This window comes from Bacteroidota bacterium (assembly GCA_016720935.1).
Classification (GTDB): Bacteria; Bacteroidota; Bacteroidia; order AKYH767-A; family 2013-40CM-41-45; genus JADKJP01.
This window is the reverse complement of the sequence record JADKJP010000005.1, coordinates 41857-67569: the sequence shown is the minus strand read 5'-3', so window position 1 is coordinate 67569 and position 25713 is coordinate 41857. Positions and strand designations below refer to the sequence as shown.

Genomic DNA, 25713 nt, shown 5'->3' with positions numbered 1-25713 from the left:
CATTTTTTTGCAATAGAATTCAATGCACTATTCATTAGCGTTTTATCAATTTCTTTCCTAAAATTTTATTTAATGCCTGTTCCCGAAAATTTCTACTAATAGGAATTTGTTTGTTGCTGACATTGATTTCATTTCCATTTATACTTTCGATTGCATGCAAAGCAACAAGATAGGACTTGTGAACTTTGACAAATAAATCCGGCGGTAATGATGCTTCAATTCCTTTGAATGTGAGATAAGTGATATATTTCTTTTCTTTTGTTTCAATCAATACATAGTTTTCCATTGCTTCAATGTAAAGCACCTGATCAAAACAAATTTTATCAAACTTGTTCCCGTTTTTTATATAGAAATGATTGTCTTGGGCATTTGGTTTACTTAACCCTGAATTTTCCGGCAATAGTTTTTTCAACAGATAGTAGTCGTATGCTTTGTTGCAGGCTTTGATAAATCTGTCGAGAGGAACAGGCTTCAGAAGATAGTCAAGAATATCCAATTCATAACTTTCAATCGCGTATTCCGGAAAAGCGGTTGTGATAATTACCATCGGAGGGTTTTTCATGTTTCTGATAAAATCTATTCCGCTCATCTTTGGCATTTGAATATCCAGGAAAATCAGATCGACTTTGTGTTCGCACAGAAAACTGAAGGCTTTCACCGGGTTTTCCGCTTTACCACTTAAGGTCAGAAAATCTATTTCATTCACGTACTCCTCAATGCCTTTTCTTGCCAGAGGTTCGTCGTCAATGATGAAGCATTTGAGTGGGTTCATAGCTGTATTTTTAAATTGACTTCAAATGAATTCTGCTCTTTACGGATATTCAGGTCATGGTTGCCGTTGTAGATGAGTTCCATTCGACGTTTCACATTGTTCAGACCAATTCCTCCGTCTTTGTAATCAGGGTTTCCTTTATTACTTTCGCTTGTATTATAAACCTGAAACTGAAACACGTTCTCGTTCTTATCAAGATAAATCCGAATCGCATTTTCTTTTTCATGAAAATTGCTTACGTGTTTGAATGCGTTTTCTACAAAGGAGATGAGGAGCAAAGGTGCAATTTTGAATTCTCTTACTGATTCAGAGCATTCAAAAGAGATTTTAAAATTCTCTTCTTTTCGTAATTTCTGTAATTCGACATAACTTTTCAGATAATTGATTTCTTTCTCTATTGAAATTTCCCGGGCACGGCAATCATACAACTGGTAACGCAACATTTCTGAAAATTTCAAAAGACTGTATCTGGCATTTTTATTTTCCTTTTCAATCTGAAAGAATATTGTATTGATCGAATTGAAAAGAAAATGAGGATTGATCTGCGCTTTTAAGAAATTAAGTTCCGCTTCGGTCTTTTCTTTGAGTAATTGTTCAAACAGTTTTTCAGATTCAACTCGTCTGGTCAGCATTTCAATGGTAAAACCAAAAACTGTCCCGATCACCATGATGATGTAGGAATTGAAGATCTGATATGAAAATTTTGATGAGAGTTCCTCAAGTCGAGGCGTCATTGTTCCCCTAAGCATGTGAATTTGCCAGTCGGCAAACTGAAATATCCGACTAAAAAGAATGATTATGAAAAGGAAGAGAAAAGTAAATGAAAAGTAGTACTTCCTGAAAAGTAACCGGGGTACAAGTAAGCGATTAATAATAAGGCATGCTGAAATAACGCAGATCATATCCACCACTGCCAGTAAAAGTGTTGTGCCAAATTTCCCATCGGTAGAATAGGCCCAGCGATAAGCAATGATGATCAAAAAATACGCGGAAGAAGAAAATACTTTGAAGATTTTCACGACGATACTTTACACAATAATAGCAGGATTGACCGTCATGAGAAAGTCATTTACACGAGAAGCGGTTCATGTTGGATGAAATGGGAGTTATACATGACGACAGGCGAGATTTATCAATATGAAGGGAATTGGGGTCTTTTCAATTTTATATCGGGTGTTTAGCGCCTCTTGTGTAATATGTTTGACAAGCATTCTGATGTTCCTTTTTTTTATAGAAAAATTATAGCCATGCGTCTCTTTAAAAAAATCTCCCTTGTTATTTTATTCATTCTCGGAATGCACATTCAAGCGTACTCTCAATGGGTACAAAAGAGTTCCCTTCCCGGAAATCTTGCCATCCGCGATGGTGCGGTTACCTGGGTGATAGGTTCGAAGGTCTACATTGTTGGTGGAAATGGGCACAATGATCTTCTGGAATATGAACCGGTGAATGAGCTTTGGACATCAAAAGCTCCTATACCACAAGGAGTCACCATGTTTGGAATGGGATTCGTTTGTAATGGGAAAGGATATTTGTGTGGTGGGAACAGTCAGAATTTCTCGTACTACAATTCTCTCTGGGAATATGATCCACAACTCGATTTATGGACACAAAAAAGATTTCCCTACAGGAAAGCGAGCTGATGGTTTTGCTTTTTCTCTGGGGAACAAAGGTTATGTCGGATGTGGAGATGACAGCTCTTTTGTTTACTCTGACTTTTACAGATATGATCCAAATACAGATGATTGGACAGCCATGCCAACATTTCAGGGAGGATACAGAATGTGGCCATACGCGTTCGCTGTTCACGGGAAAGGATATGTAGGAGGAGGGAATCAATTGACTGAAATGAATGACTTATGGGAATTCGATACACTTGCCAACAGCTGGAGCCAAAGATCTTCCTTACCGGGGAATCCAAGGCAATGTGCTGTTTCGTTTGCCTCTGCTGATTATGGATACGTCGCTCTCGGTCAGGCAGGATTCGCAACTGTTTTTGATGATGTGTACCAGTATGACCCTGCCAATGACTCCTGGGATACTTTGCCGGTTTTCAGTCCTGGCGGAAGAGCATGGGCGGCCGGTTTCGCTTTTGTAGATAATATTTATCTGACAACCGGGTGGAATTTCAATACGTTTTATAGAGATATGTATATGTTGGATATATCAACGAGCATTAATAGCCCACTAAAAAATCCTAACTCAGTTCGAGCGTATCAAATATCAGGAAAAATTGTCGTTGAGTTCAAAAATGATTGGAATGAATCAACGCGTGCAGAACTAATGGATGTTCAAGGAAGAGTAATCAAAACGGTGGAGAGTATGCAGTCAGGAAAAGGTACACAACGAATGTTCATTAATTGTGATGAAATTCCCCGGGGTGTATATTTGGTGAATGTGAAATGCGGAAATGAATTTACTTCCTGTAAGGTAATGCTCTTTTAGACTGTTGTCCTTAATTTTCCCCGAAATAATTTTTGAACTGTCATGAATTATTCCGTCCGGCTTTTGATGAATGAAAGTAAATGAACCTGAAAAAATGGGATGAATCTCCGGAATTAATTTCAGGTCTGTCAAATGAAGAAATGATGTGTCAGGATTGTGAACAAACGTTTATGGCCACTATCAACAATACAAAATAATATTGCAGTGATTTTTTTGGTCTATGCAATTAATAATGGTCGAAATGATGATTCAATTTATTAAAATCATTTCGATTATGGTCTTGCTACAATCAGCAGTATTTGCATGTTGTTTTCCGCCAAACTGTAATCAGCAGATTCTACGAGGACATCTCCGGTCAAATCTTCTGTTACATACCCGGTAAGAAACATCTGCGACGCATTTTCAATGAGAATATAGTCCGATGTTTCGATCATTCCATCTTGTAATCCGGGGGATATTCCATCAGATACATCTCCGCTCCAAAGACCATAAAATCCATCTCCAAGCGTTGCAAGATTATTTCCGTAAGCCTTTGTGATGACATCGGCAAATTCAACGGTGTCATTGTGTTGTAATAGTTGAGCAGCTGCACTCCATGTTTCCAGACTGTTACGATGACGGATAACAATGAAATACTGGCCACCGGAGAAAGATCCGGGAAAATTAACAGAGCAATTTCCGTCTGTATGTAATAATGTGCGGGAGCTGAATTCAATTCCATGAACGGGTGAGCTGTTCCTGAATTCGATTGTGATTGAATCGCAAGCCGTTGGATCGGAACTCAAACCGCTGCTAAACAATGGAGCCCGCATTTCCTGATTTCCCTTGTAATATCCCTGAATAAAGAGATGTAAGTGAACGGTCATAGAAGCGTTAGCTGTTGTTCCAACAGGAATTGTTTCAGTTGTCATACAACCATTCGCATCGGTAACTGTCAGAGAATAAGTTCCAACAGGAACGCCGGTTAAATTTTGGCTTGTGCTACTATTGCTCCATTCGTATTCATAAACCGGCGTACCTCCTGAAACATTTACATTGATTCCACCATCGCTTCCTCCAATGCTAGTGACAGAATCTACACTATAGTAAATCGAAAGTGCTGATGGTTGAAGAAGTGTAACAACAATACTGGCAGTGCATCCCGTGGCATCAGTAACTGTATAGGTTGTCGTGCCGGCGGTTTGAGAAAACACTCCTGTCCCGTTGTATGGAGCGGTTCCTCCTTGTGCACTGATAGTGACAGACGAACTCCCTCCAAAGCAGGAGATGGCAGAATGTGATTCTGAAATGTTCAGATTGCTGATGGTTAGGTTCAATTGTGCCGTTGAATCGCACCCTGCAGCATTGGTAAAACCGGATATAGAATAAATACCTGAATTCGTATAGGTGAAACCATTCCACGCATAACTTCCACATGCAGTTAATGTGGTCGTGGATGAAGTACTTGCATTGACCGATAGCAATGCAGCGGAAGTTGTGTCCTGACCTGAAACATTACTCCAGATAGCTCTGTAACGTTTTCCGTTATCGGATGCAGAAACCACAAAGGATAAGGATGCGCTTGTCGCTCCTGAAATATTCGACCATGAAGAACCGTTGTCGGTACTAAGTTGCCATTGTACAGCGGGTGTCGGAGATCCTGTCGCGGAGGAAATAAATGTGGCTGTTTGTCCCTCGCATTTTGTTTGTGCAAGGGGATCCAGGCTGACTGAAGGAAGAAGGAGGAAATTAGTGGTACCCCATATCGGCCCTGTGCTGCTACTCAAAGTCCCGGTAGCACCTCCGCTGATTGAATTACCTGCTGTTAAACCACAGCCTTCATTGAATCCCCATCTTCCCAGGAGTCCTGTTCCATTGCTCAGTTCAAGAGAATAGTTTGAAAGAATCTGTGTTGGACTTCGGTCAACGTTCCAGATTCGCACCTCATCAATTTTTCCGTTGAAAAAACCTGCCGCGACACCAGTAGATGTCATTGCGGAACCGACACAAGCATGTTGTATACTTGTATTGGCCGGGAAAATATTGGTACCGATGTCAAGAGTTTTATCGAGAATACCATTGATGTATAATTTCCAGACTGCGGTAACCGGCTCATATGTGGCCGCCACGTGAGTCCAGGTATTCGAAGGAATTATTGCATTTCCGATAACAGCATGATTTGGTCCGATTCCTTCTTCGAAATCAGCGGCAAGTTTATTTCCGACCAATCCGAGGAAATAATTCATATTGATATTCGCAGGAGTTTCCGCTTCACCTCTTCCTTTGGTCACGATCGGAACGACAGCGTTTGTTCCTTCAAGTCCACCGCCACCGGCACCACTGGTAGTGGTGGTTACTCCGGTTCCTTCAATATTTATCCAGGCTTCCAATGTGAAGGCGGATGCATTCAGGGAAGGAGCTGCGCCGAAACTCACATAATTTGATGTACCATTAAAGTCAAGATTAGAACCAAATAAAGTATTTTGGTTAAAACCGGTTGCCCAGGTTGCCCCATTTACAAGTACAGCCGGAGGGCGAGTTGGGATAGCATTCGATGCTTGCGTTCCGCTACCTTCATTAAAGCCCCAGCGTGAAACCAGTCCGGTGCCGGAGTTCATTTCGGCGCTATAGCTGGCAAGAATTTGAGAATCACTTCTGACCACATTCCAGATTCTTACTTCATCAATTTTTCCATTAAAAAATCCTGCTGCCGTTCCCGTAGAAGTCAAGGCTGAACCGATACTTGCATTTACATTGCTAAGCGATTGTGGTGTAAAACTGGCTCCTAAGTCAAGTGTTTTGTCAAGGATTCCATTGACATAAAGTTTCCATGTATGCAGGCTTACATCATAGGTTGCAGCTACATGTGTCCAACATGTACCCAGAGTTACATTGCCTGTAACAGGATGATTGGCGGACGTTGCATTGTCCTCAAAATCCGCTGTCAGTTTATTGGTGGCAGGATCGTAACCCAGAAAATAATTTACATCTACGTTTGCCAGTTCCGCTTCCGCTCTGCCTTTTGCAAGAATTGGAATAACAGTAACGCCTCCGGATCCGGTGCTGGTAGTTACACCTGTTCCTTCAATTTTAATCCACGCTTCCAAAGTAAAATTCGTCAGGTGTAAGGAAATATCGTTTCCAAGGCTTGCATATTGTTGTGTTGCTGAATTCAATGCTATTGAATACGGGCCGCAGTGGTTGATGGTGAGATTTAACAAAGCCGTTGAATCACAACCCGCAATGGTCGTTAAGCCGATAGAAGAATATGTACCTGAAGTAAAATAGGTAACACCATTCCAGGTTACCGAATCGCATGCTGTCAATGTAGTTAAGGAAGAACCATTGTTATTAATCGTGAGTACCAGAACTGCACTGGAATCACAACCGGCAGAATTTGTGAAACCATTGACAATGTATGTTCCTGTTGCAGTGTACGTATTTCCATTCCATGTATAGTGATCACATGCAGTAACCGAATTGGACGACGACGACGTGTTGTTAATGGTCAGGATGAGTGTAGCCGTAGAATCGCAACCTGCACTATTGATGAAACCTGTTGCAGTATATGTTCCTGAGGAATTATACGTGGTTCCATTCCAGGTATAGCTTTCGCATTCGGTTACAGATGTGACAGAGGAAGTTGGTGAACTAATAGTCAGTTGGAGAATTGCGATTGAATCACATCCCGCGGCATTCATCAAGCCTGTACTTGTATAGATCCCGGAAGAAGAATAAGTCGAGCCATTCCAGAGGATGCTTCCGCATGCAGAAAGGACAGATGTAGATGTAGTGAATTCTGCAATTGATAATTGAGCAGCGATGCTCGTATCTGTCCCGAAGGCATTGCTCCAGATGGCCCGATATAGTTTTCCGTCATCCGAGCCATGAGCAGTAAATGAGAGATTCGGATTTACCGCTCCTGCACTATCCAACCAGCTTGCGCCATTGTCAGTGCTGATTTGCCATTGAACTGCTAATGCAGGATCTCCCCCTGCTGCAGAAACAAAGGAAATAATAGTTTCAGGGCATACGGATTGACCAATGGGTTCTGTTGTGATAACAGGAGCAGATCCTCCTGTAGCCGTGAAGGACCAGATTGGACCAACGGTTGTGTTAAGCCCATCGCTGATTTCAACATACCATTCATACGATTGACCAGACTGTAACAATGGCCACTGCATGCAACTCACAGATCCGGAACTGACGTTTGTATTTGTACCTAACAATGTGAATGCTTGTGTGAGGTTAACAGGGAGGGAGAAATCACTTGATGAACCGGTGAATGATGTATTACTGTAAGGAGAATAGGATTTCACCCGAAGTTGATTCTGATCGGGCAGAAATTGCATGATGCGCAAATATCCATTTCCTCCATTGGTGTAACCGCTTTGATAATCGGACATCAGAGTATGTACAGTATTTCCATTGAATACATCTGTTCGGCGACCTTCACCGGGGACATGTCCTGCAAGCATCAGGATCAGGTTAGGGTTGTCTTTCAGATCATCATAAATCTTTTGGCCGGGACCCTGGAAGCTTGCAGGGTTACCTGATCCCAAAATATTATGACTTGACAGGATTGCTTTTCTATTGCTATACGTTTTTAAAAGAGCGTCTGCCCAATCGAGTACCGGTTGCAGAGATGCGGTAGTAGTATTTGCATAATATTCGATGCTGATGTGAATAAAATCGATTCCACCTGCATTAAAAAGTTCGAAATGGTTGTCATTATTTGAATTGTAATGACCTCCATAATACCCTCTTCCTGAAAATCGAGATACACCAAAATATTGATTGTAGTAATTAGTGGTTCCGTCAGGATTTCCAATTGGTCCCTGATCATGATTTCCAACACAAATACCATAAGGAATTCCATCAACAATCGGAACGTTGGGGAATTCGATATTCTTCATGGATGTATCTGCCCGCATCCATTCGATTAAATTCGCGTCACCATTTTGAGCACAATCTCCGAGTTGAACAACAAATGCTATGTTGCTGTCCAGCCGGTGATCAGCGATCCATTGTGTTTGTGCTTTGAAAATTCCATTATGACCACCACCTCCGCTATTTAGTCCTTGCGGTTCTTCAGTATAAAATTGAGTGTCTGGTAGGCCTATGATTGTGAATTTATCGGCGGTAGATGTTAAACTTCTTCCGTAGAATCTGACTTCCAGATTTCCGCCGTTCGGATCGCTTACTGTTGTACAAAGTGTAGGACTGGTAGTTCCTGAATTTGAATTAGCGGCAGGTGAAGGACCAGAAGGCTGGTTGGGAGCAAAACTTGTTGAAGATCCAAGTACCCAGGTTGGGCTGCCGATTATGGTTCCATTCACTCCTCCTGAAATACTGTTTGTAGCAGTAGCTCCATTGCAAAATCCCGCTGCAGCAGCATCGTCAAATCCCCAACGTCCTAATAAACCTGTTCCGTTTGTGAGTTCAACTGTATAATTGGAAGAAATTTGTGAACCGCTGCGTTCAACATTCCAGATGCGAACCTCATCAATCTTACCGTTGAAAAATCCCGCCGCAACACCGGCAGACGTAAGCGCGGAACCAACACCAGCGTGCTGGATACTGGTATTGGCAGGGAAAATATTGGTGCCAATGTCGAGTGTTTTATCCAGAATACCATTTATATACAATTTCCATATTGAGGCAACCGGTTCATAGGTGGCTGCCACATGGGTCCATGTATTAGAAGGAATTGAAGCATTGCCAATAACAGCATGATTTGGACCAGTTCCCTCTTCGAAATCTGCCGCAAGTTTATTGCCTACAAGTCCAAGGAAATAATTCATATTAATATTCGAAGGAGTTTCTCCTTCACCTCTTCCTTTCGAAACAATCGGGACAACCGCATTCACTCCTTCGAGTCCACCACCACCGGCACCGCTTGTTGTAGTTGTAACACCTGCACCTTCAATATTGATCCAGGCTTCCAGTGTGAAAGCGGAAGCATTCAGTGTTGGCGATGCACCAAAGGTTACATAGCTTGATGTTCCGTTGAAATCCAGGCACGAACCATTCAACATATTCTGATTATATCCCGCGCCCCATGATGGACTGCTTATTAAGTTTGCGGAAGATCCTCCTCCAACAGAATTTGATGAAAGAGATCCGGTGCCTTCGTTAAAACCCCAACGTGAAATCAATCCTGATGCTGAAGTAAGTTCTATATTATAATTAGCAAGAATCTCGGCGTCGCTTCTGACAACATTCCAAATCCGTACTTCATCAATTCGCCCTAAGAAAAATCCGGATGCGACACCAGTAGAAGTAAGGGCGGTACCAACAGATGCAGACACGTCACTGAGAGATTGAGGAGTAAAATTTGCTCCTAAATCAAGTGTTTTATCCAAAATGCCATTTACGTACAATTTCCATGTATGCAGAGTTACATCATAGGTGGCAGCAACGTGTGTCCAGCAAGTTCCGAGTGTGGCATTGCCTGTAACGGGATGATTCGCAGAAGTTGCATTGTCTTCAAAATCTGCTGTAAGTTTATTTGTGGCAGGATCATAACCTAAAAAAATAATTTACATCTACAGCAGGAAGCTCAGCTTCTGCTCTTCCTTTTGCAAGTATAGGCACAATGGTAACACCTCCTGATCCAGTGCTGGTTGTTATCCCTGTTCCTTCAATTTTTATCCAGGCTTCCAGCGTAAAATTACTGAGGTGATTTGATGGATCATTCCCAAGGTTTACATATTGACTTGTTCCATTCAATGAAACAGATTGAGCAAGGAGGATTTTACTTAGAAAAGTTATAGTAGCTAACAGGAGTAATTTTTTTTTCATTATTCTGTTTTTAATATTCCATCGTAGGATGATGGAGATTTTATTTGAAATTTTAGTTTAAGGTATAAGGGGCAAGGTGGAACACCCGGAACTGAGTACTTACAAGGGAATTGGCACCTGTAATTTTAGTTGGAAATTCACTCAGTGAAATTGAATGAATATTAATTGTCATTAATAAATCAGACAATTAAGTTTCGGATCCTTTGACAGGAAGGATGATGATTTTGCGTGGTTTTCTTAAAGGATAATAGAATTGGAAAGTGTTAAAGATGATAGATTTATTTTTTTGCAATATATTGAAAAATTAAAAATTTGGACATTTGCGAGATTGAATTATGGCGAACAGCCCGGAAAACTTGGTAATTGTAATTCTTCAACCAGAATTTAAATCAGTCAAGATGGAGTACAGGCATTAGGAATAATGCTCTGCTTGATAAATGGAGTCAAAATTTTAAAAGCTTGAATACTGAAATTTAAATTCCGGAAACTGTTTTAAAAATTAAATTTACCTTTTATGACAGATCATGCACAACCTTGAATTATCATTACTCGTCCTCAGAAAATTCAGTTCGTTCCTGTCAGGTCCATGCCAAGCCTTGCAGGTTTGTACTTCCAAATCAGGTGAATCATAATGTTGTTTTGATATGGGTGATGTAAAAGTATGTGGAGATTGAATGTTTTTTTTCTTTTTTTTCATAAGGGTGTCCTGTCCCATGATGAATTGCATAGAGAATAGAAACAATACGATACAGCTAAAAAGATTTTTCATATTCAGTTTTAATATTTTTGGAGGAATACTCCGAAGATTTTTTTGAATAATTCCCGGAAATTGATCTGAGGAAAGATAAGACCGAACCAATAGGGAAAAACGACCAGTTTAACATGCGACAGAATTAGATGAATTTGAACGGTATAGAAATTACAAGAATCACTTCCTGCATCGAATTGATTTAGTTTCAGAATATATGAGTTTTGAAATAAAACTGCTTGAAATACATCCATTGATTAGTTCTTAGTAAAATTTGCTTTCGGTCATTTCAAATCCTGATGGAGATCATTATCGCCTCCCGAATTTTAAATTTGGATCTGTAAACCTGTTCAGCGCATGTATTTACATATTAAATCATTTTGACAATTTTTATTATCAATAACATCCGGGATCGACCCGTTTCGTTTTTTGGTAAACGGCATAAAAAAGTTGGGTAAATTTTAATTTGTAGGTTAACAAGATAATTGGGCAGTATTTTTTAAATTTTTATTTTCACTTTAGGAAGTTTGCTAACACGATTAAGTAAAATTTGTATATTGTCAATTCAAAGAATCGTCTTGATAAGCCTTTCTTCTGATTCGATTTCTTTGAGAATTCCGGCTGACCTAATATTCTAAAAATTTTGGATCCAGGTCATACCAATTATCACCCGACAAATTTGTCTGGTATTAATCATAATTCGTGCTTCAAATGAAGCATGATATCACATTCATTATGCACCAATCCATTCGTAGTCTTCGTATGAAAAAAGTAAAAATTTTCTTAACGTTTGTTTTATTTTCTCCTTTTTATCTTTTCTCTCAGCCCGACACCTGGGTTCAGAAGAAGGACATTGGTTATTATCTCACTGCAGGCCCACAGGCAACATCATTAGGTATTGGATTGAGTATCGGCAGTAAAGGATATGTTTTTACCTCTGATGATGATATGCAGAATTCTGATTTCTGGGAGTATGATCCTGTTACAAATCTATGGTCGCAACGAGCAGATTTTCCAGGAACAAGGCGAACAGGAGCCATTGCATTTGGTGTAGGCAGCAAAGGTTATTATGGAACCGGGTTTAATGGGTCAAGTTACATGTCTGACTTTTGGGAATATGATCCTGCAACCAATGCATGGACGGCAAAAGCAAGTTTTCCGGGTGCCTCTCGTAAAGATGCTTTAGGACTTTCAATAGGCACAAAGGGCTACATTACACTAGGAGAAAATGCAGGAGGTTTATTGGTCGATTTATGGGAATACACTCCTTCCACTAACTCCTGGCTTCAGCGTTTGAATTTTCCCTCTACTTCGCGCAGATATGCTTCCGGTACGGGTATCGGATTGAAAGGATATGTTGGATTGGGTTTGAATAATCTGGGGACTGAACTGGCTGACTTTTGGGAATATACACCACTGACAAATACCTGGTTGGTGCGCACTTCTTTTCCAGGCGCTGCACGTGGTGATGCAATTTCATTCTCCATTGGAAGCAAAGGATATTTTGGTTGTGGTATGAGTTCATTAACGAGGTTTGTTGATTTTTATGAATACAACCCATCTACAAATGCCTGGATTGCGAAAGCCAGCTTTATAGGAGCAACAAGTAGTAATCCTGTAGCCTTCAGTATAGGTACAGATGGATTTGTTGGTTTGGGGAATACGACAGGAGATGTCGGAGATTTTTGGAAATATAATTCTGTGACGAATGCATGGAGTTCAATTTCGAGATTTGGAGCTATCAATCGAATGTTTGCTGCCGGTTTTAGTATTAATGAAAAAATTTACATGGGAACGGGGCAATCGAATGATAAATTTCTAAATGATTTATGGGAATGGGACCCTGCACTTGAAGTATGGACTCAAAAAGCGAATTTGCCCGGTGTTGCAAGGTATGGAGCGTCCGGTTTCGCGATTGGAAGTAAGGGATATATGGGAATGGGAACAGGGGCATCTTCAGTATTGAGTGATTTTTATGAATACAATCCAACCACAAATACCTGGACAACCAAAGCGAATTTTGGCGGTGGACTGCGATCCAAGATGGCCTCATTTGTAATTGGGAATAAGGCCTATGTCGGAACCGGAGCTAATTCAACTGCATTCACTTCAGGAAGTGTTGATTTTTGGGAATACGATCCGGCTTTAAATACATGGTTGCAAAAAGCAAATTTTGGTGGAAGTGTAAGGTCAGAGGCAATCAGTTTTACTATTGGCAACAAAGGTTATGTTGGCGGAGGCTTGTCGTCAGGGAGTGCAACTAGTGATTTCTGGGAATACAACCCTACTACTAATTCGTGGACTCAAAAAGCAAATTTAGGAGGAGGAAATGTCCGCCTCGCGAGTGGATTTAGTCTGGGTTCTATTGGATATCTGGCAGGAGGTGACAATTTGAGTCTTTACAATCAACTTTATAAATACAATCCTTTTACAAATGTGTGGACGAAATTAAATGATCTGCCGGGTGACAGGTATGAAGGTACTGCAATTTCGAATTCATCGAAAGCATACTTTGGTGGAGGTTCGAATGGCAGCCGTTTATTGAATGATTTCTGGGAATATCAACCGGAAAACCAAATCAATCTGACCGCGCTTTCCGGAAGCAGTTATTGTAAAGGCGACAGTATGCACGTATCTTTTACTGTTCTCTATCCCTTCGATGCAGGGAATATTTTTACTGCGCAATTGAGTGATCAGAGTGGAAGTTTTTCTTCTCCTCTCACTTTGGGTTCCATTTCGTCCACTACGTCAGGCACAATTTCATTTGTATTACCTACGTCAATTTCAGTTGGATCCGAGTATCGTGTTCGGATTGTTTCTTCACTTCCGGCTATAGCCAGCAATGACAATGGCAGCAATCTCACCATTCAGCGATTTGAACAAATTATTTTTACGGAACAAATGGGAATTGTGGGTGCAACTACACCTGTTTCCACTCATGAAAGCACAAATGGTTTTGATAATGACTCCTACACCATGACTGGAACCGCGGATGTCAGGGTGACTGTTCCATCCTCAGGTTATTTGGGAGCATCAGGTGATGCGAATATTTTTTTCAATTCAATTTCAGGACGTTTTTTCCAGATAGAAGGAATCAATACGATTGGCCTCTCCGGATTCGAACTTCGTTTTGGAATTTATAAAAATACAATATTGAGTGTTGCCGACCAGCTCATCCTTGAGATTAGCTCAGACGGTGTGAACTATTCTCCACTTTCCTATACACTACCAACAGGAACCGGGACGGCTGCATGGTTTCTTCGTACTGCTAGTGGAACAATACCTTCGGTTTCGAATCTGCGAATCCGATTTAGACAGGCTGCTGCAATTCCCATCACCCAATACAGGATTGATGATATTCAGCTGACATCAAATAACCCGGGCGCAGTTATTACAGCAGTCCTCCCGAATTATATATGTAACGGAAGTTCTGTTGCGCTGAATGCAAGTACCGGAATAGCATATCAATGGTCGAATGGTGTAACTACTGCATCTAACAATGTCAATACAGCAGGTCTGTATAATTGCACAATCATGGCATCCAATGGATGCACTGCTCTTTCAAACACAATACAGGTAAAGGACACAACACCGGCAGTATTCGTTGTAACCGGCGGCGGTTCTTACTGCTCAGTTCCCGGAACAGGTGTAAATGTTGGTCTTTCTGGTTCAGAAACAGGAACCAGTTATCAATTGTATTTAAATGGAATCACGCCATCCGGATCACCGGTCAATGGGAATGGATCCGCCATTTCATTTGGTCTGAAAACCATAGTTGGAACGTATTCTGTCATTGCTACTGAGACATCGACAGGATGTAGTAAGAGCATGGGCGGAATTGTAACAGTTCTGATTAACAATGCAACTACTTATTATGAAGATGCAGATGGAGATGGATACGGCAACGTGTTAGTTACAGCACAGGCTTGTTCACCTCCTGTAGGATATGTTGCAAATCAACTGGATTGTAACGATGCAGATACTTTACTTCATCCAAACCAGGTGTGGTATATTGATGCTGACGAAGATGATTATGGTACAGGAGCTACAGTCGTACAATGTCTGAGACCGAATCATGGCTACAGGCCAACCGAACTAACAGCGATTACTGGTGATTGTAATGACGCGAATGCGGCGATTCATCCCGGAGTTACGGAAGTTTGCAACAATCAGGATGATAATTGCGATGGATACATTGATGAAGGATGCGGAATTCCTATTTATTGCATCGGTCCCGGCAGTTCATATACTCCTCCATCCGGACCTTCGTATGTGAACCAGTTTTCTCCTTTCCCTACAATCAAAGCGGCGGTAAATTTTCTGAACACATGGTCTCCGACCCAATCAGTAATTTTTGAAATACAAAATAATTATACCGGTGCAGGAGAAACGTTTCCAATCACATTCACTTACCAGGGGAATGCTTCTGCGACAGCAGTTTTCAGACCAAGGAGTGATGTGCCGGCTGTTGTTGGATTGGCAGGAAGTTTATTTGGTAGTATAAATGGTATGTTCCTTCTGGATGGAGCGGATTATATAACATTTGACGGGTCACCTGGAGGAAGCATGGGTACAAATGCAATGTTCAGAGTTAGAAATCTTGTTTCCAGTGGAGTCGCAGGCGCAAACATATTGCTGCGAAATGATGCAACACACAATACTTTCAATGCATTACTTGTTGAAGGTGGCGCGAACTCCGGGGGTTGCATCTTTTTAAGTTATACCATCGGAACAACAGGTAATGATTTCAACTCTATACTGAATTGTACGATTAGTGATCGAACCGATCTTTCTGTCCCTGAGCCGGATATTGCAATATACTGTTATAGTATTTATACCGGTTCCGCAGCGAATAGCGATATTGTGATATCTGGAAATAAAATTGTCAATATCAGCGATGGTATTATTCTGGATAACACCGGTTCCGCCGGCAATTGGAATATCAGCAATAATCATTTCTATTTTACAAATTCTTCAGCCTTTAAAATTTCTGAAGCAATTTCCGTGAAAACCAATGACCCGCTTTCAGCGACTATCTCATCGAATTATATTGGAGGGACAGCTCCCTTTGCAGGCGGATCCCCAATGATTGAAACAAGTCCGAATCTCTCTTTTAATGGAATTTATTTTAGTGTTTCTAATGCGACATCCAAATCATTTATTGATGGAAATGTGATTAAAAATTATCAACGAAATAGTATAGGTGTTTGTTCCTTTCAGGGAATTAATGTTGCAGCAGGCGCTGTGGATGTCACGAACAATATGATCGGTGATCCATCAATCAGCAATAGTTTGGATTTCTTATCGGCTGCGGAACCATTTATTCAGGCCTTGATACATATAAGTGCTCAAAATTTATTTCCAGTTTCTGTTTCAGGCAATACAATTGGGGGTATTTCTGCTTCAAATACGACCGGAACCTCCGGAGAGTTTCAGGCAATTAATTATTCGAATGTGTATCTTAGTTCCTTTCCATGTACAATAGGGGGGAACACCATTCGGTCAGTGAATTACGCTGCAAGGGGAGCATTTTCTTGCATCGATGTTACTTGTTCGGAATCCGCCGGAATGAACACATCAGTGAATGGAAATGTAATCGAAAGCATCGTGATGGGGAATAGCCTTGCTGGCGCATTCACCGGAATATATTCTGATCGGGCCAATGTATCGTTCACTGGAAATCGAATCGGAAAATTTTCAACACCCAATGACATTTCTATCGCAAGTACAGGAAATCATTATGGAATGCGAATCAGCAGATTTTCCAATGGAAATGGAGTTTTTGCCAATGATACAATTGCGAATATAAATTTCATGAATAATTCTGCTTCCAATGCAGTGTTTGGTTTTTACCTTACTACAAATGGAAGTTCGCAAAATGAAGTTTCAGGAAATTATCTGAAAAATATTACTTGTGCAAGTACCAAATCAAGCGTTGAAACAGACGCCAGTCTTGCACATGCATTGACTGGGATTTACTACAATGTGGAAGGTTCCGCAGGATTGTCGGTTTCGAACAATATTATTGAAGGGCTCAGTGCGACGACCACTTCGACTATTTCAAATCCTCTGGTTTCAGCAATCAGTATCAACCGTCCCAGTGGTTCGGGTACGCTTACTGTGTCCGGCAATAGGATTTATTCACTTACAAATACCGGCGCGAACACGAGCAGCCTTTCCTGTATCATTGGTTTGCGAATGTATTCATCACAATACTATGCTGTTGTTGTTTCGAATAATTTTATAGCTTTAAGTAATGATGCCAATACAAACCCGGTTCGGATCTATGGCATTTATGATTCTATGATCAATGGTTTTATTGGAAATTATAAAAATTATTTTTTCAATTCCATTGCAATCAGCGGTTCTGCTACCGGTGATTCCAGATCCGGTGCTTTCTGGCACAACTCATCTACCGCTCTTTTGAAATTGCGTAATAATATTTTGCACAACACAAGGAGCGGCGGTACCGGCAATCATTATGCAATTGTTCATGAAGGCGGGACATCCGTTTCATGGGCGGCCGCTTCATCTGACTACAATGATTTGTATACTTCCAATAGCGCGACACTCGGAGCATGGCCTCTTGCAACAGCTCTGACATTTTCCGGCTGGAAGTCGGCAAGCAATGGAGATAACCTTTCTAAGAACAGTCTGGTCAGTTTTGTCAACAGCATTTCCGATCTTCACCTGAACCTGACAGGGAACTGTGACCTTGAGGGAGGCGGAATTCCGGTTTCAGGAACTACTCTTGATATTGACGGACAAACCAGGAATTCCTTGAATCCTGATATTGGGGCGGATGAGTTTAATGGAACTTGTATCATTGTTCTGAATTTGAAAACATTCATTGAAGGATTTTACTCCGGAGGAGGAACAATGATCAGCGCTTTATCTCCGGGTTCACCATCTGTCAATTGCGATACACTTATTTTGCAACTTGCGGCAAGTACATCTCCATATTCGATTCAGTATACAGATACTGCCATTCTTCAAACAAATGGCACTGTTGAATTCAATTTCCCTTCAGCCGTAGCCGGAGGTACTTATTACCTGGTGCTAAAACACCGTAATGCTCTCACGGTTTGGAGTGCTGTTGCAATTCTCGTTAACAATGGTTCATATTATGATTTTAGCACTGCTGCTTCTCAGGCTTTCGGATCAAACCAACGCTTTCTGGATACCGGCATCTACGGAATGTACAGTGGTGATGTGAATCAGGATGGTACAGTGGATACTATCGACTATTCAGCCATTGAAAGTAACTCGCAGTTTATGTTATCAGGATATGTTCCTTCAGATATATCCGGTGATTGGCTGGTTGAGTCAACAGATTACAGTCTGATTGAAAATAATTTTCAGATGTTGCTGAACTCCGCGCATCCGTGAAATATTTCCACGAGCAAGTCGCGATTTTTTCGGCTTGCTCGTGGGTGTATTTTTGAACTTTTGGTCAACATTGAATAACTATAGGGATGTTTTCCGAATTTGGCTATCTTTGAGAATACATCCCCTGTTATGCGCTACTTTCTTCTTATTTTTTTTAGTGTATTATTTCAATTGTGTACAGCGCAAACCGGGATTACATGGAATTCAGCTATTGATTTAGCGCCTTCTTCTTCAGGAAATAATCACCCCAGAATCACAACCGACGCAAATGGCAATCCACTCGTTGTGTGGAGTCACGCGAATCGTGCAATGTTTTCGCGTTGGAATGGAACAGCATTTACTACACCCGTGCTTGTAAATCCTCCCGGGATTGATGTGGCCGGTGCGAGCTGGATGGGTCCTGACATTGCTTCTGACGGAGATACCGTTTATATTGTTTTCAAACAGGTGCCGGAAAATGCGGATACCTGTCACATCTTTTGTACACGATCTTTCAACGGTGGATTAACCTTTGATAGCCCTATTCAGGTTGATAACATCGCTGATAGTCTTTCCCGATTTCCAACAATTACTACTGATGAATCCGGAAATCCTGTTATTGGATTTATGAAATTCAATGCCGCATTTTTAGAATCAAGATGGGTCGTCACTCGATCTTCAGATTACGGTCTTTCGTTTACAGTAGATACAAAAGCAAGCGGATGGAGCAGTCCGACCTCAGTCATTTGTGATTGTTGTCCTGGCGCTGTTGTCAGTTCCGGAAATACGGTTGCGATGTTGTATCGCGACAACAATTCGGATATTCGCGATATCTGGACCGGGATAAGCACGGATGGAGGCAATAGTTTTTACGGAGGAATGAACATTGATCAAAATTCCTGGGTGATCAATGCTTGTCCGGCAACGGGTCCCGACGGCGTAATCATCGGTGATACGCTTTACTCAACTTTTATGAGTGGTGCCGGGGGAAACAGTCTTGTTTACCGGAGCGCGACATCTTTGTCAGGAATGACAGGGTCTCAGTCAATTGAACTCACCGGAAATTTTTCCGGCCTGAGCCAACAGAACTATCCACGCATCGCTTCAGATGGAACAGCATTGGCGATTGTGTGGAAACAGAGAGTAAATGGCGCGGATCAATGCATACTTCGTTTCAGTCAGGAAGCCGGAACTTTTGCGACTGCGGGGATTGACACGGTTGACCTTGATAATGTCACCAATGCGGATGTCGCGCTTGGAGGTGGAAAAATTTTTGTTGTTTGGGAAGATGATGCGAGTGGAACAATTCGTTTTCGTTCGGGGAATTATTCTTCAACTACTGATATAATAAATACTCAAGTTGAAAATGAGATTTCCATTTATCCGAATCCAACAGCTTCCCGAATTTCAATCACTAGCAGAGATGTCGTGGATGAAATTATGATTTGTAATCTCCTGGGAGAAATTGTTTGTAAGGAATTTCCTTGCAAGAAGGAATTTCAAATAAGTATTAAAAATACAGGGACATACTTCGTGAATTTGATTTCCGGAAAAAATATTCTGAAAAGGAAAATTTCTGTTTTACGCTAAACGAATTTAAAATCATGAAAAAAGTCTGTACTCTTCTTGCATTTCTATTATGGTTCTCAAATGCTCATTCACAAATCAACCTCGCTTCTGGCGTCACCGGTACAATTACAGGAGTAGCTCAGAGTTTCAATGAAACGAGGGGTGTTGATGTGAATGTGATTTCTCCGGTTGATCTCCCGCTTACTTCGATGACACTTCATCGGTTTTTTAGCGGCACAGGAGATTCAGCATATGTTGGTGCAAGAATCTACAATCCATCAAATGGTATGCTACTTGCGTCCAATATGGTGAGTGTATATAATATTGTAAACGGAGCCGTATCGGTGCCGATTTCATATACTTTGGTTTCCGGAATGTCTTATCGGATTTCCTTTTTCTGCGGAGGCCCCAATCCACCTACACATAACTCAGCAGCGGAATTCCAGCCGGGATCGTTTCCTTACAATGAAGGCTCTAATTTATTAGAGATCACACATGCATATGCGTACCCGGCTGACACTTTTCCGGTCAATACGAATATTTTTGTTCCAATTATTACTTTGAATTTGGAAACTTCGGGAATTATTGGATTTCATTCAATTGATGAAGTGAAAATATTTCCCAATCCATCATCACAAAATTTCAGTGTTGAATTGGGAGAAATCAATTATCAAAAAACAGATCTCCGCCTCATTGACATGAATGGCAAAATAGTCCCTGTGAATTTCAATATGGAAAAAAGCAAAGTACTTATTAGCACAGATGGACTTCCTAAAGGAGTTTATTTTTACCAAATTCTTTCCGATCAAAAAGATCTGGTGTCGGGGAAATTGGTTCTTGAGTAGGTGTATTCTTAGCGTTCAGTTCTAAATTACTTTTTAGAACATGTGATCGTACTTTTTAATACCGCTTTTATTCTTCGAAATATTTTTCAATTACGCATCATCATTTCATATTTAAAGTTGATGTTGGTGTGGTAAATATCTTACAGGCGCCCGTGTATGAAATTTAAGGAATTGTGTACCTTCGCCACACAATATTTTATAGATGATTTCGAATTCCATTTTTGAGCTCCTGCAGCATGTTGAGATTTTTAATGGCATTCCCGCGGATCTTTTAAAGAATCTTGCCGGGAAGCTGGAGCAAATCAACATTGAAACCGGAGCATTGATCATCCGCAAAGGGGAAGAAGGAAACGCGATGTTTGTTTTGATGAAAGGGAAAGTCAAAATTCACGACGGAGAACATGTCATCGCTTATATGGAACAGGGAAATTATTTCGGCGAATTTTCCTTGCTCGACGAAGCACCCAGATCGATGTCTGTTAGCGCAGTCGAAGAAGTTCATCTCGTAAAAATCAGTCGTGAACTTTTCTTTGAATTATTCCAGAGTCAGCCTGAAGTCGGAAAGAAAATAATCAGCGCGCTTACCAGGAGATTGAGAAGTCAGAATGAATCTATTGTTCGCCAGTTGCGCAACCGTGAAGCGGAACTCACCCAGCTTGTGGATGAACGTACCAGGGAATTGCAATTGCGAAATGAAGAAATCTCTCAGAAGAATCGCGAGATTACGGACAATGTAAATTACGCGAAGCGTATCCAAACCGCTATTCTTCCTGCGGAGCAAACGATTTATTCTACCTTAAGTAAATCGTTTGTGCTTTACCAGCCAAAGGATATTGTAAGCGGTGATTTTTACGCATACTTCCCACAGCCCGGAGGCGCAATGATCATTGCGGCGGATTGTACCGGACATGGAGTAACAGGCGCTTTTCTGAGTGTGGTGGGAAGCTCTCTGTTGAATCAAATGATCAATGAAAAGAAAATTACGGACCCGGGAAAAATTCTTGATGCACTGCATGATGCGATGATTGAAACATTGAATCAAAGAAGCGGCGAATCAACGGATGGCATGGACATCGCGATTTGCTCAGTCGATTTATTCAATAATAAATTATCATATGCCGGAGCGAATCGCCCTCTGTGGATGATCCGGGAAAACGAATTAATGGTTGTGCAGCCAAATAAATTTCCGGTCGGTGGATTGCAAATCGTACATGAAGAAAATTTTCAAAGTCATCATTTCGATCTTCAGAAGAATGACACCTTTTATATTTTCAGCGATGGCTATGCGGATCAGTTTGGTGGAGAGTTCGGAAAAAAATTCATGACAAAAAAACTCAAATATACATTCCTGAATATTCAGCAGCTCAGCATGCAGGAGCAAAAAGAATATCTTTTGAAATGTTTTGAGGAATGGAAGGGAAATCACGAGCAGGTTGACGATGTCCTGCTGATCGGTGTAAGAGTTTGACCGGTTTTATTATTTATTTTCTGTGTAAATTTATTCTTTTAGCACATTAAGCTATTTCAGGATCAGGTGATAATTCAATCTGGACATTTAACAGCTTTTAACAGCCCATCTTAAGTTTCCTTAATCCCGACGATTTATTAGAATTGGAGACACCGTATTTTTGCTTCACTCATATTAATTTCAATTCATTGAGATTCTGATATTCATCAAAAAAATGTTAGGGTGGATGTGTAATTAGTTCTCAAATCCTATTGAAAATTAAAAAAAATGATACATCTTTATTCCATCAAAATTTATTCAGATGAAAAAAATAGTGCTGATTACATTATGCGCAGGTTTGCTATTTGCAACTGTAACGAGTGCTCAAAAAAAGTCAGATACTCCTGCTGCAAAAAATGATCCCTGGAAATCGGAGACATTTAACGGATTGAAATTTCGGAGCATTGGTCCGGCTCTTACATCCGGGCGTGTTGTAGACTTCGCCGTGGATCGATTGAGTCCAAAAACATATTATGTTGCTGCAGCCTGTGGTGGTGTCTGGAAAACTGAAAATGCAGGAAATACTTATGAGCCGATATTTGATGGTGAAGGATCCTACTCCATCGGATGTGTAGAAATTGATCCGGAGAATTCAAATGTAATTTGGGTTGGTAGCGGAGAGAACAATAATCAAAGAAGTGTTGCATACGGAGATGGGGTTTACAAATCTGAGGATGGAGGAAAATCCTGGAAGAATGTCGGACTGAAAAGCTCGGAACATATCGGTATGATTGCAATTGATCCGGCCAATTCTAATATCGTCTACGTAGCTGCATATGGTCCGTTATGGAGCGCAGGTGGTGAACGTGGTATTTACAAAACAACAGACGGAGGTAAAACCTGGAAACAGATTTTAAATGTAAGTGAAAACACAGGTTTCAATGAAATTCATATTGATCCCCGAAATTCAAATGTACTATACGCAACGTCTCATCAACGCCGTCGCCAGGTCTTCACATATATCAACGGAGGTCCTGAATCGAATATTTACAAAAGTACTGACGGCGGAGCGACATGGGATATTTTGAAGAACGGACTTCCTGCAGATGTAGATCGAGGAAGAATCGGATTGTCTATTTCACCTGCTAACCCGGATGTGATTTACGCGATCATTGAAGCAGGGGAGAAGAAAGGCGGAGTATACCGTTCCACTGATCGCGGAGCAAGCTGGGAAAAGCGTTGTGACAACACCACTTCCGGTAATTATTACCAGGAGATTTTTTGCGATCCGAAAGATGTGGAAAAAGTATACTATGTTGATTTTTGGGTAATGGTTTCAACGAACGGGGGAAAGTCATTCGAAAAGATTGGTGAAAAATACAAACATGTAGACAATCACGCTTTGTGGATTGATCCATCTGATACAAAACATTTGTTGGTCGGTTGCGATGGTGGAATTTATCAAACGTACGATGCCGGAGCCAATTGGGAATTTAAATCCAATCTACCCGTAACGCAGTTTTATAAAGTTGCAACAGATAATGCTTTGCCTTTTTACAATGTGTATGGTGGAACTCAGGATAACAATTCGCTTGGCGGACCATCACGCACCACCAGCGCGAATGGAATTACAAATGCCGATTGGTTTATCACTCTTGAAGGTGATGGTTTCGAAACGCAAATTGATCCGGAAAATCCAAACATCGTTTATCCGCAATACCAGTATGGCGGACTTGCACGGTATGACAAGAAAAGCGGAGAAGTTGTAGATATTCGTCCTGTTGAAGCGGCCGGTGAACCCGGATTGCGTTGGAACTGGGATTCGCCATTACTCATTTCACATCATAAACATACACGTCTGTATTTTGGCGCGAATAAACTTTTTAAGAGTGATGATATGGGTAATTCCTGGCAGACAATCAGCGGAGATCTCACGCGCCAGATTGACCGGAATAAATTGCCTGTCATGGGTAAGGTGTGGAGTATGGATGCTTTGTCAAAAAATGGCTCCACAGATATTTATGGAAATCTTGTAAGCATTGCGGAAAGTAATTTTGATGAAAATCATTTGCTCGTTGGAACAGACGATGGTTTGATCCAGGTAACAAGGGATGGAGGGAAAAACTGGACGAAAGTTGACAATATCCCGGGAGTTCCGGAGCGAACATATGTCAACCAGATTATCGCTTCACAGCACGACAAAAATGTTTTTTACGCCACCTTTAATCATCATCGTTATGGTGATTTCAAACCCTATGTTTTCAAAAGTATTGATGGCGGGAATACCTGGTCACCAATCATTGGCAACTTACCGGAAAGAGGAAGCGTTTATACCGTTGCGGAAGATCATGTAAATCGTGATCTCCTTTTTGCAGGAACTGAATTCGGAATCTTTTTCACTATCGACGGTGGTAAAGAATGGATTCAATTAAAAAGCGGACTCCCGACTATAGCAATACGTGATATCGAAATTCAAAAAAGAGAAAGCGATTTGGTTCTGGCTTCCTTCGGAAGAGGTTTTTATATCCTCGATGATTATTCGCCTTTACGAAATCTGAAAAAGGATGATTTGAAAAAAGAAGCCTGGATTTCAACAATCAAGGATTCATGGCTGTACAATGAAAGTCGTGACTGGGGAGCGCCTCTCAAAGGTTTTCAGGGAGAAGGATTTTACTCAACGCCCAATCCCAAGGTCGGCGCTGTGTTTACCTATTATCTCAAAGAAGATTTGAAAACGATCAGGGAGAAACGTAAAGAGATAGAAAAGCAAAAGATTAAAGCAGGAGAACCTGTTTCATATCCTTCAGCAGACTCAATTCGATTGGAAGATAATTATCCGGATCCTTACTTGTTATTTGTCATAAAGGATGATGCCGGAAATGTAATCAGGAATTTGAAGGCTTCTGCAAAAAAAGGCATGAACAGACTTGTTTGGGATTTTCGTTATGGATCTCCCGGACCGGTTTCTTTCAACACACCGGATCCTACAAATCCATACGATGTTCCGGAACTTGGGTATCCTGCAATGCCGGGGAAATACACAGTTTCAATGAGCAAGTTTGAGGATGGAAAAATTGCAGAACTTGTCGCACCACAATCCTTCACTGTAAACTCACTAAATGCCGCGTCGATGGCGGCAACAGATAAAAAAGCGCTTGACGCGTTTTGCAAAAAAGTGAGTGAGCTTCGCCGGGCCACTGCTTCAGCCGACGCATACAGAGGAGAGTTGTCGAATAAACTGAAGTTCATCAAACAGGCAATCCTCGATGCACCTGCTGCATTACCGGAAGCGTTATCACAAGTTACCAATTTTGAAAAGAGAATGGTTGCTGTGAATACAAGTCTTAACGGTGATGCAAGTATGGCAAAAAGAGAATTTGAAATACCGACATCCATCAATTCCAGAGTTTCAGCGATTGAAAGCTCTCTGTGGGCAGCAAGCACGGCTCCGACACAAACGGCAATCCAATCCTTACAAACCGCGGGACAACAATTTGAACCTGTGCTGCAGGAATTGAAAAAACTGGATCAGGATATACGTAAACTTGAAGATCTGATTGAAGCGAACAAGGCACCATATACACCGGGAAGGATTCCTGAGTGGAAGAATAAGTAATCTTCAACGGAAATTACAAAGCCTGTGATCCTGATTCGGGTCACAGGCTTTGAATTTTTTATGCACCAATATTAGCTGGTATTACGAGCGGAAATTTAAGCTCACTAAGAAAAGTGTCAA

11 protein-coding genes are annotated in these 25713 nt (G+C 41.1%); 7 read left to right on the top strand and 4 right to left on the bottom strand.

Annotated features, from left to right (window positions below; translation table 11 throughout):
- Positions 1-34: 34 nt before the first annotated feature.
- Both IPP86_06895 and IPP86_06890 read right to left on the bottom strand, forming a co-directional pair.
- Positions 35-772 carry a response regulator transcription factor gene (locus IPP86_06895; protein MBL0138243.1) on the bottom strand — a complete coding sequence of 246 codons (738 nt, stop codon included), beginning with the start codon at positions 770-772 and terminating at the stop codon, positions 35-37.
- Complete coding sequence (locus IPP86_06890; GenBank protein MBL0138242.1) at positions 769-1791, bottom strand: histidine kinase; 1023 nt, start codon at positions 1789-1791, stop codon at positions 769-771. The genes IPP86_06895 and IPP86_06890 overlap by 4 nt, the downstream gene beginning before the upstream one ends.
- Positions 1792-2019: 228 nt before the next feature.
- Here IPP86_06890 and IPP86_06885 point away from each other — a divergent pair, with 228 nt between their 5' ends.
- Together IPP86_06885 and IPP86_06880 are read left to right on the top strand one after the other, a co-directional pair.
- Positions 2020-2415 carry a hypothetical protein gene (locus tag IPP86_06885; protein ID MBL0138241.1) on the top strand — a complete coding sequence of 132 codons (396 nt, stop codon included), beginning with the start codon at positions 2020-2022 and terminating at the stop codon, positions 2413-2415.
- Positions 2357-3217, top strand: coding sequence for a T9SS type A sorting domain-containing protein (locus IPP86_06880; protein MBL0138240.1), 861 nt, complete (start codon positions 2357-2359; stop codon positions 3215-3217). Before IPP86_06885 ends, IPP86_06880 begins: the two co-directional genes overlap by 59 nt.
- Positions 3218-3489: 272 nt before the next feature.
- Here the strand turns inward: IPP86_06880 and IPP86_06875 are convergent, their stop codons facing one another.
- Together IPP86_06875 and IPP86_06870 are read right to left on the bottom strand one after the other, a co-directional pair.
- Positions 3490-9561, bottom strand: a complete 6072-nt coding sequence (locus IPP86_06875; GenBank protein MBL0138239.1) for a metallophosphoesterase — start codon at positions 9559-9561, stop codon at positions 3490-3492.
- A 157-nt stretch (positions 9562-9718) separates the two neighbouring features.
- The gene (locus tag IPP86_06870) at positions 9719-10000 is read right to left on the bottom strand and encodes a hypothetical protein (protein ID MBL0138238.1); all 282 of its coding nucleotides are present in this window, start codon (positions 9998-10000) and stop codon (positions 9719-9721) included.
- 1510 nt (positions 10001-11510) lie between these two features.
- Between IPP86_06870 and IPP86_06865 the strand changes: the two genes are divergently transcribed.
- The 5 genes from IPP86_06865 (at position 11511) to IPP86_06845 (ending at position 25593) form a co-directional block, all read left to right on the top strand.
- Positions 11511-18137: a hypothetical protein gene (locus IPP86_06865; protein MBL0138237.1), complete on the top strand. Its 6627-nt coding sequence runs from the start codon at positions 11511-11513 to the stop codon at positions 18135-18137.
- Between the two features lie 129 nt (positions 18138-18266).
- The gene (locus IPP86_06860) at positions 18267-19706 is read left to right on the top strand and encodes a T9SS type A sorting domain-containing protein (protein ID MBL0138236.1); all 1440 of its coding nucleotides are present in this window, start codon (positions 18267-18269) and stop codon (positions 19704-19706) included.
- Positions 19707-19720: 14 nt separating this feature from the next.
- Complete coding sequence (locus IPP86_06855) at positions 19721-20530, top strand: T9SS type A sorting domain-containing protein (GenBank protein MBL0138235.1); 810 nt, start codon at positions 19721-19723, stop codon at positions 20528-20530.
- Between the two features lie 202 nt (positions 20531-20732).
- Positions 20733-21998 carry a SpoIIE family protein phosphatase gene (locus IPP86_06850; protein MBL0138234.1) on the top strand — a complete coding sequence of 422 codons (1266 nt, stop codon included), beginning with the start codon at positions 20733-20735 and terminating at the stop codon, positions 21996-21998.
- A 301-nt stretch (positions 21999-22299) separates the two neighbouring features.
- Positions 22300-25593: a glycosyl hydrolase gene (locus IPP86_06845; GenBank protein ID MBL0138233.1), complete on the top strand. Its 3294-nt coding sequence runs from the start codon at positions 22300-22302 to the stop codon at positions 25591-25593.
- The last annotated feature ends 120 nt before the right edge of the window (positions 25594-25713 follow it).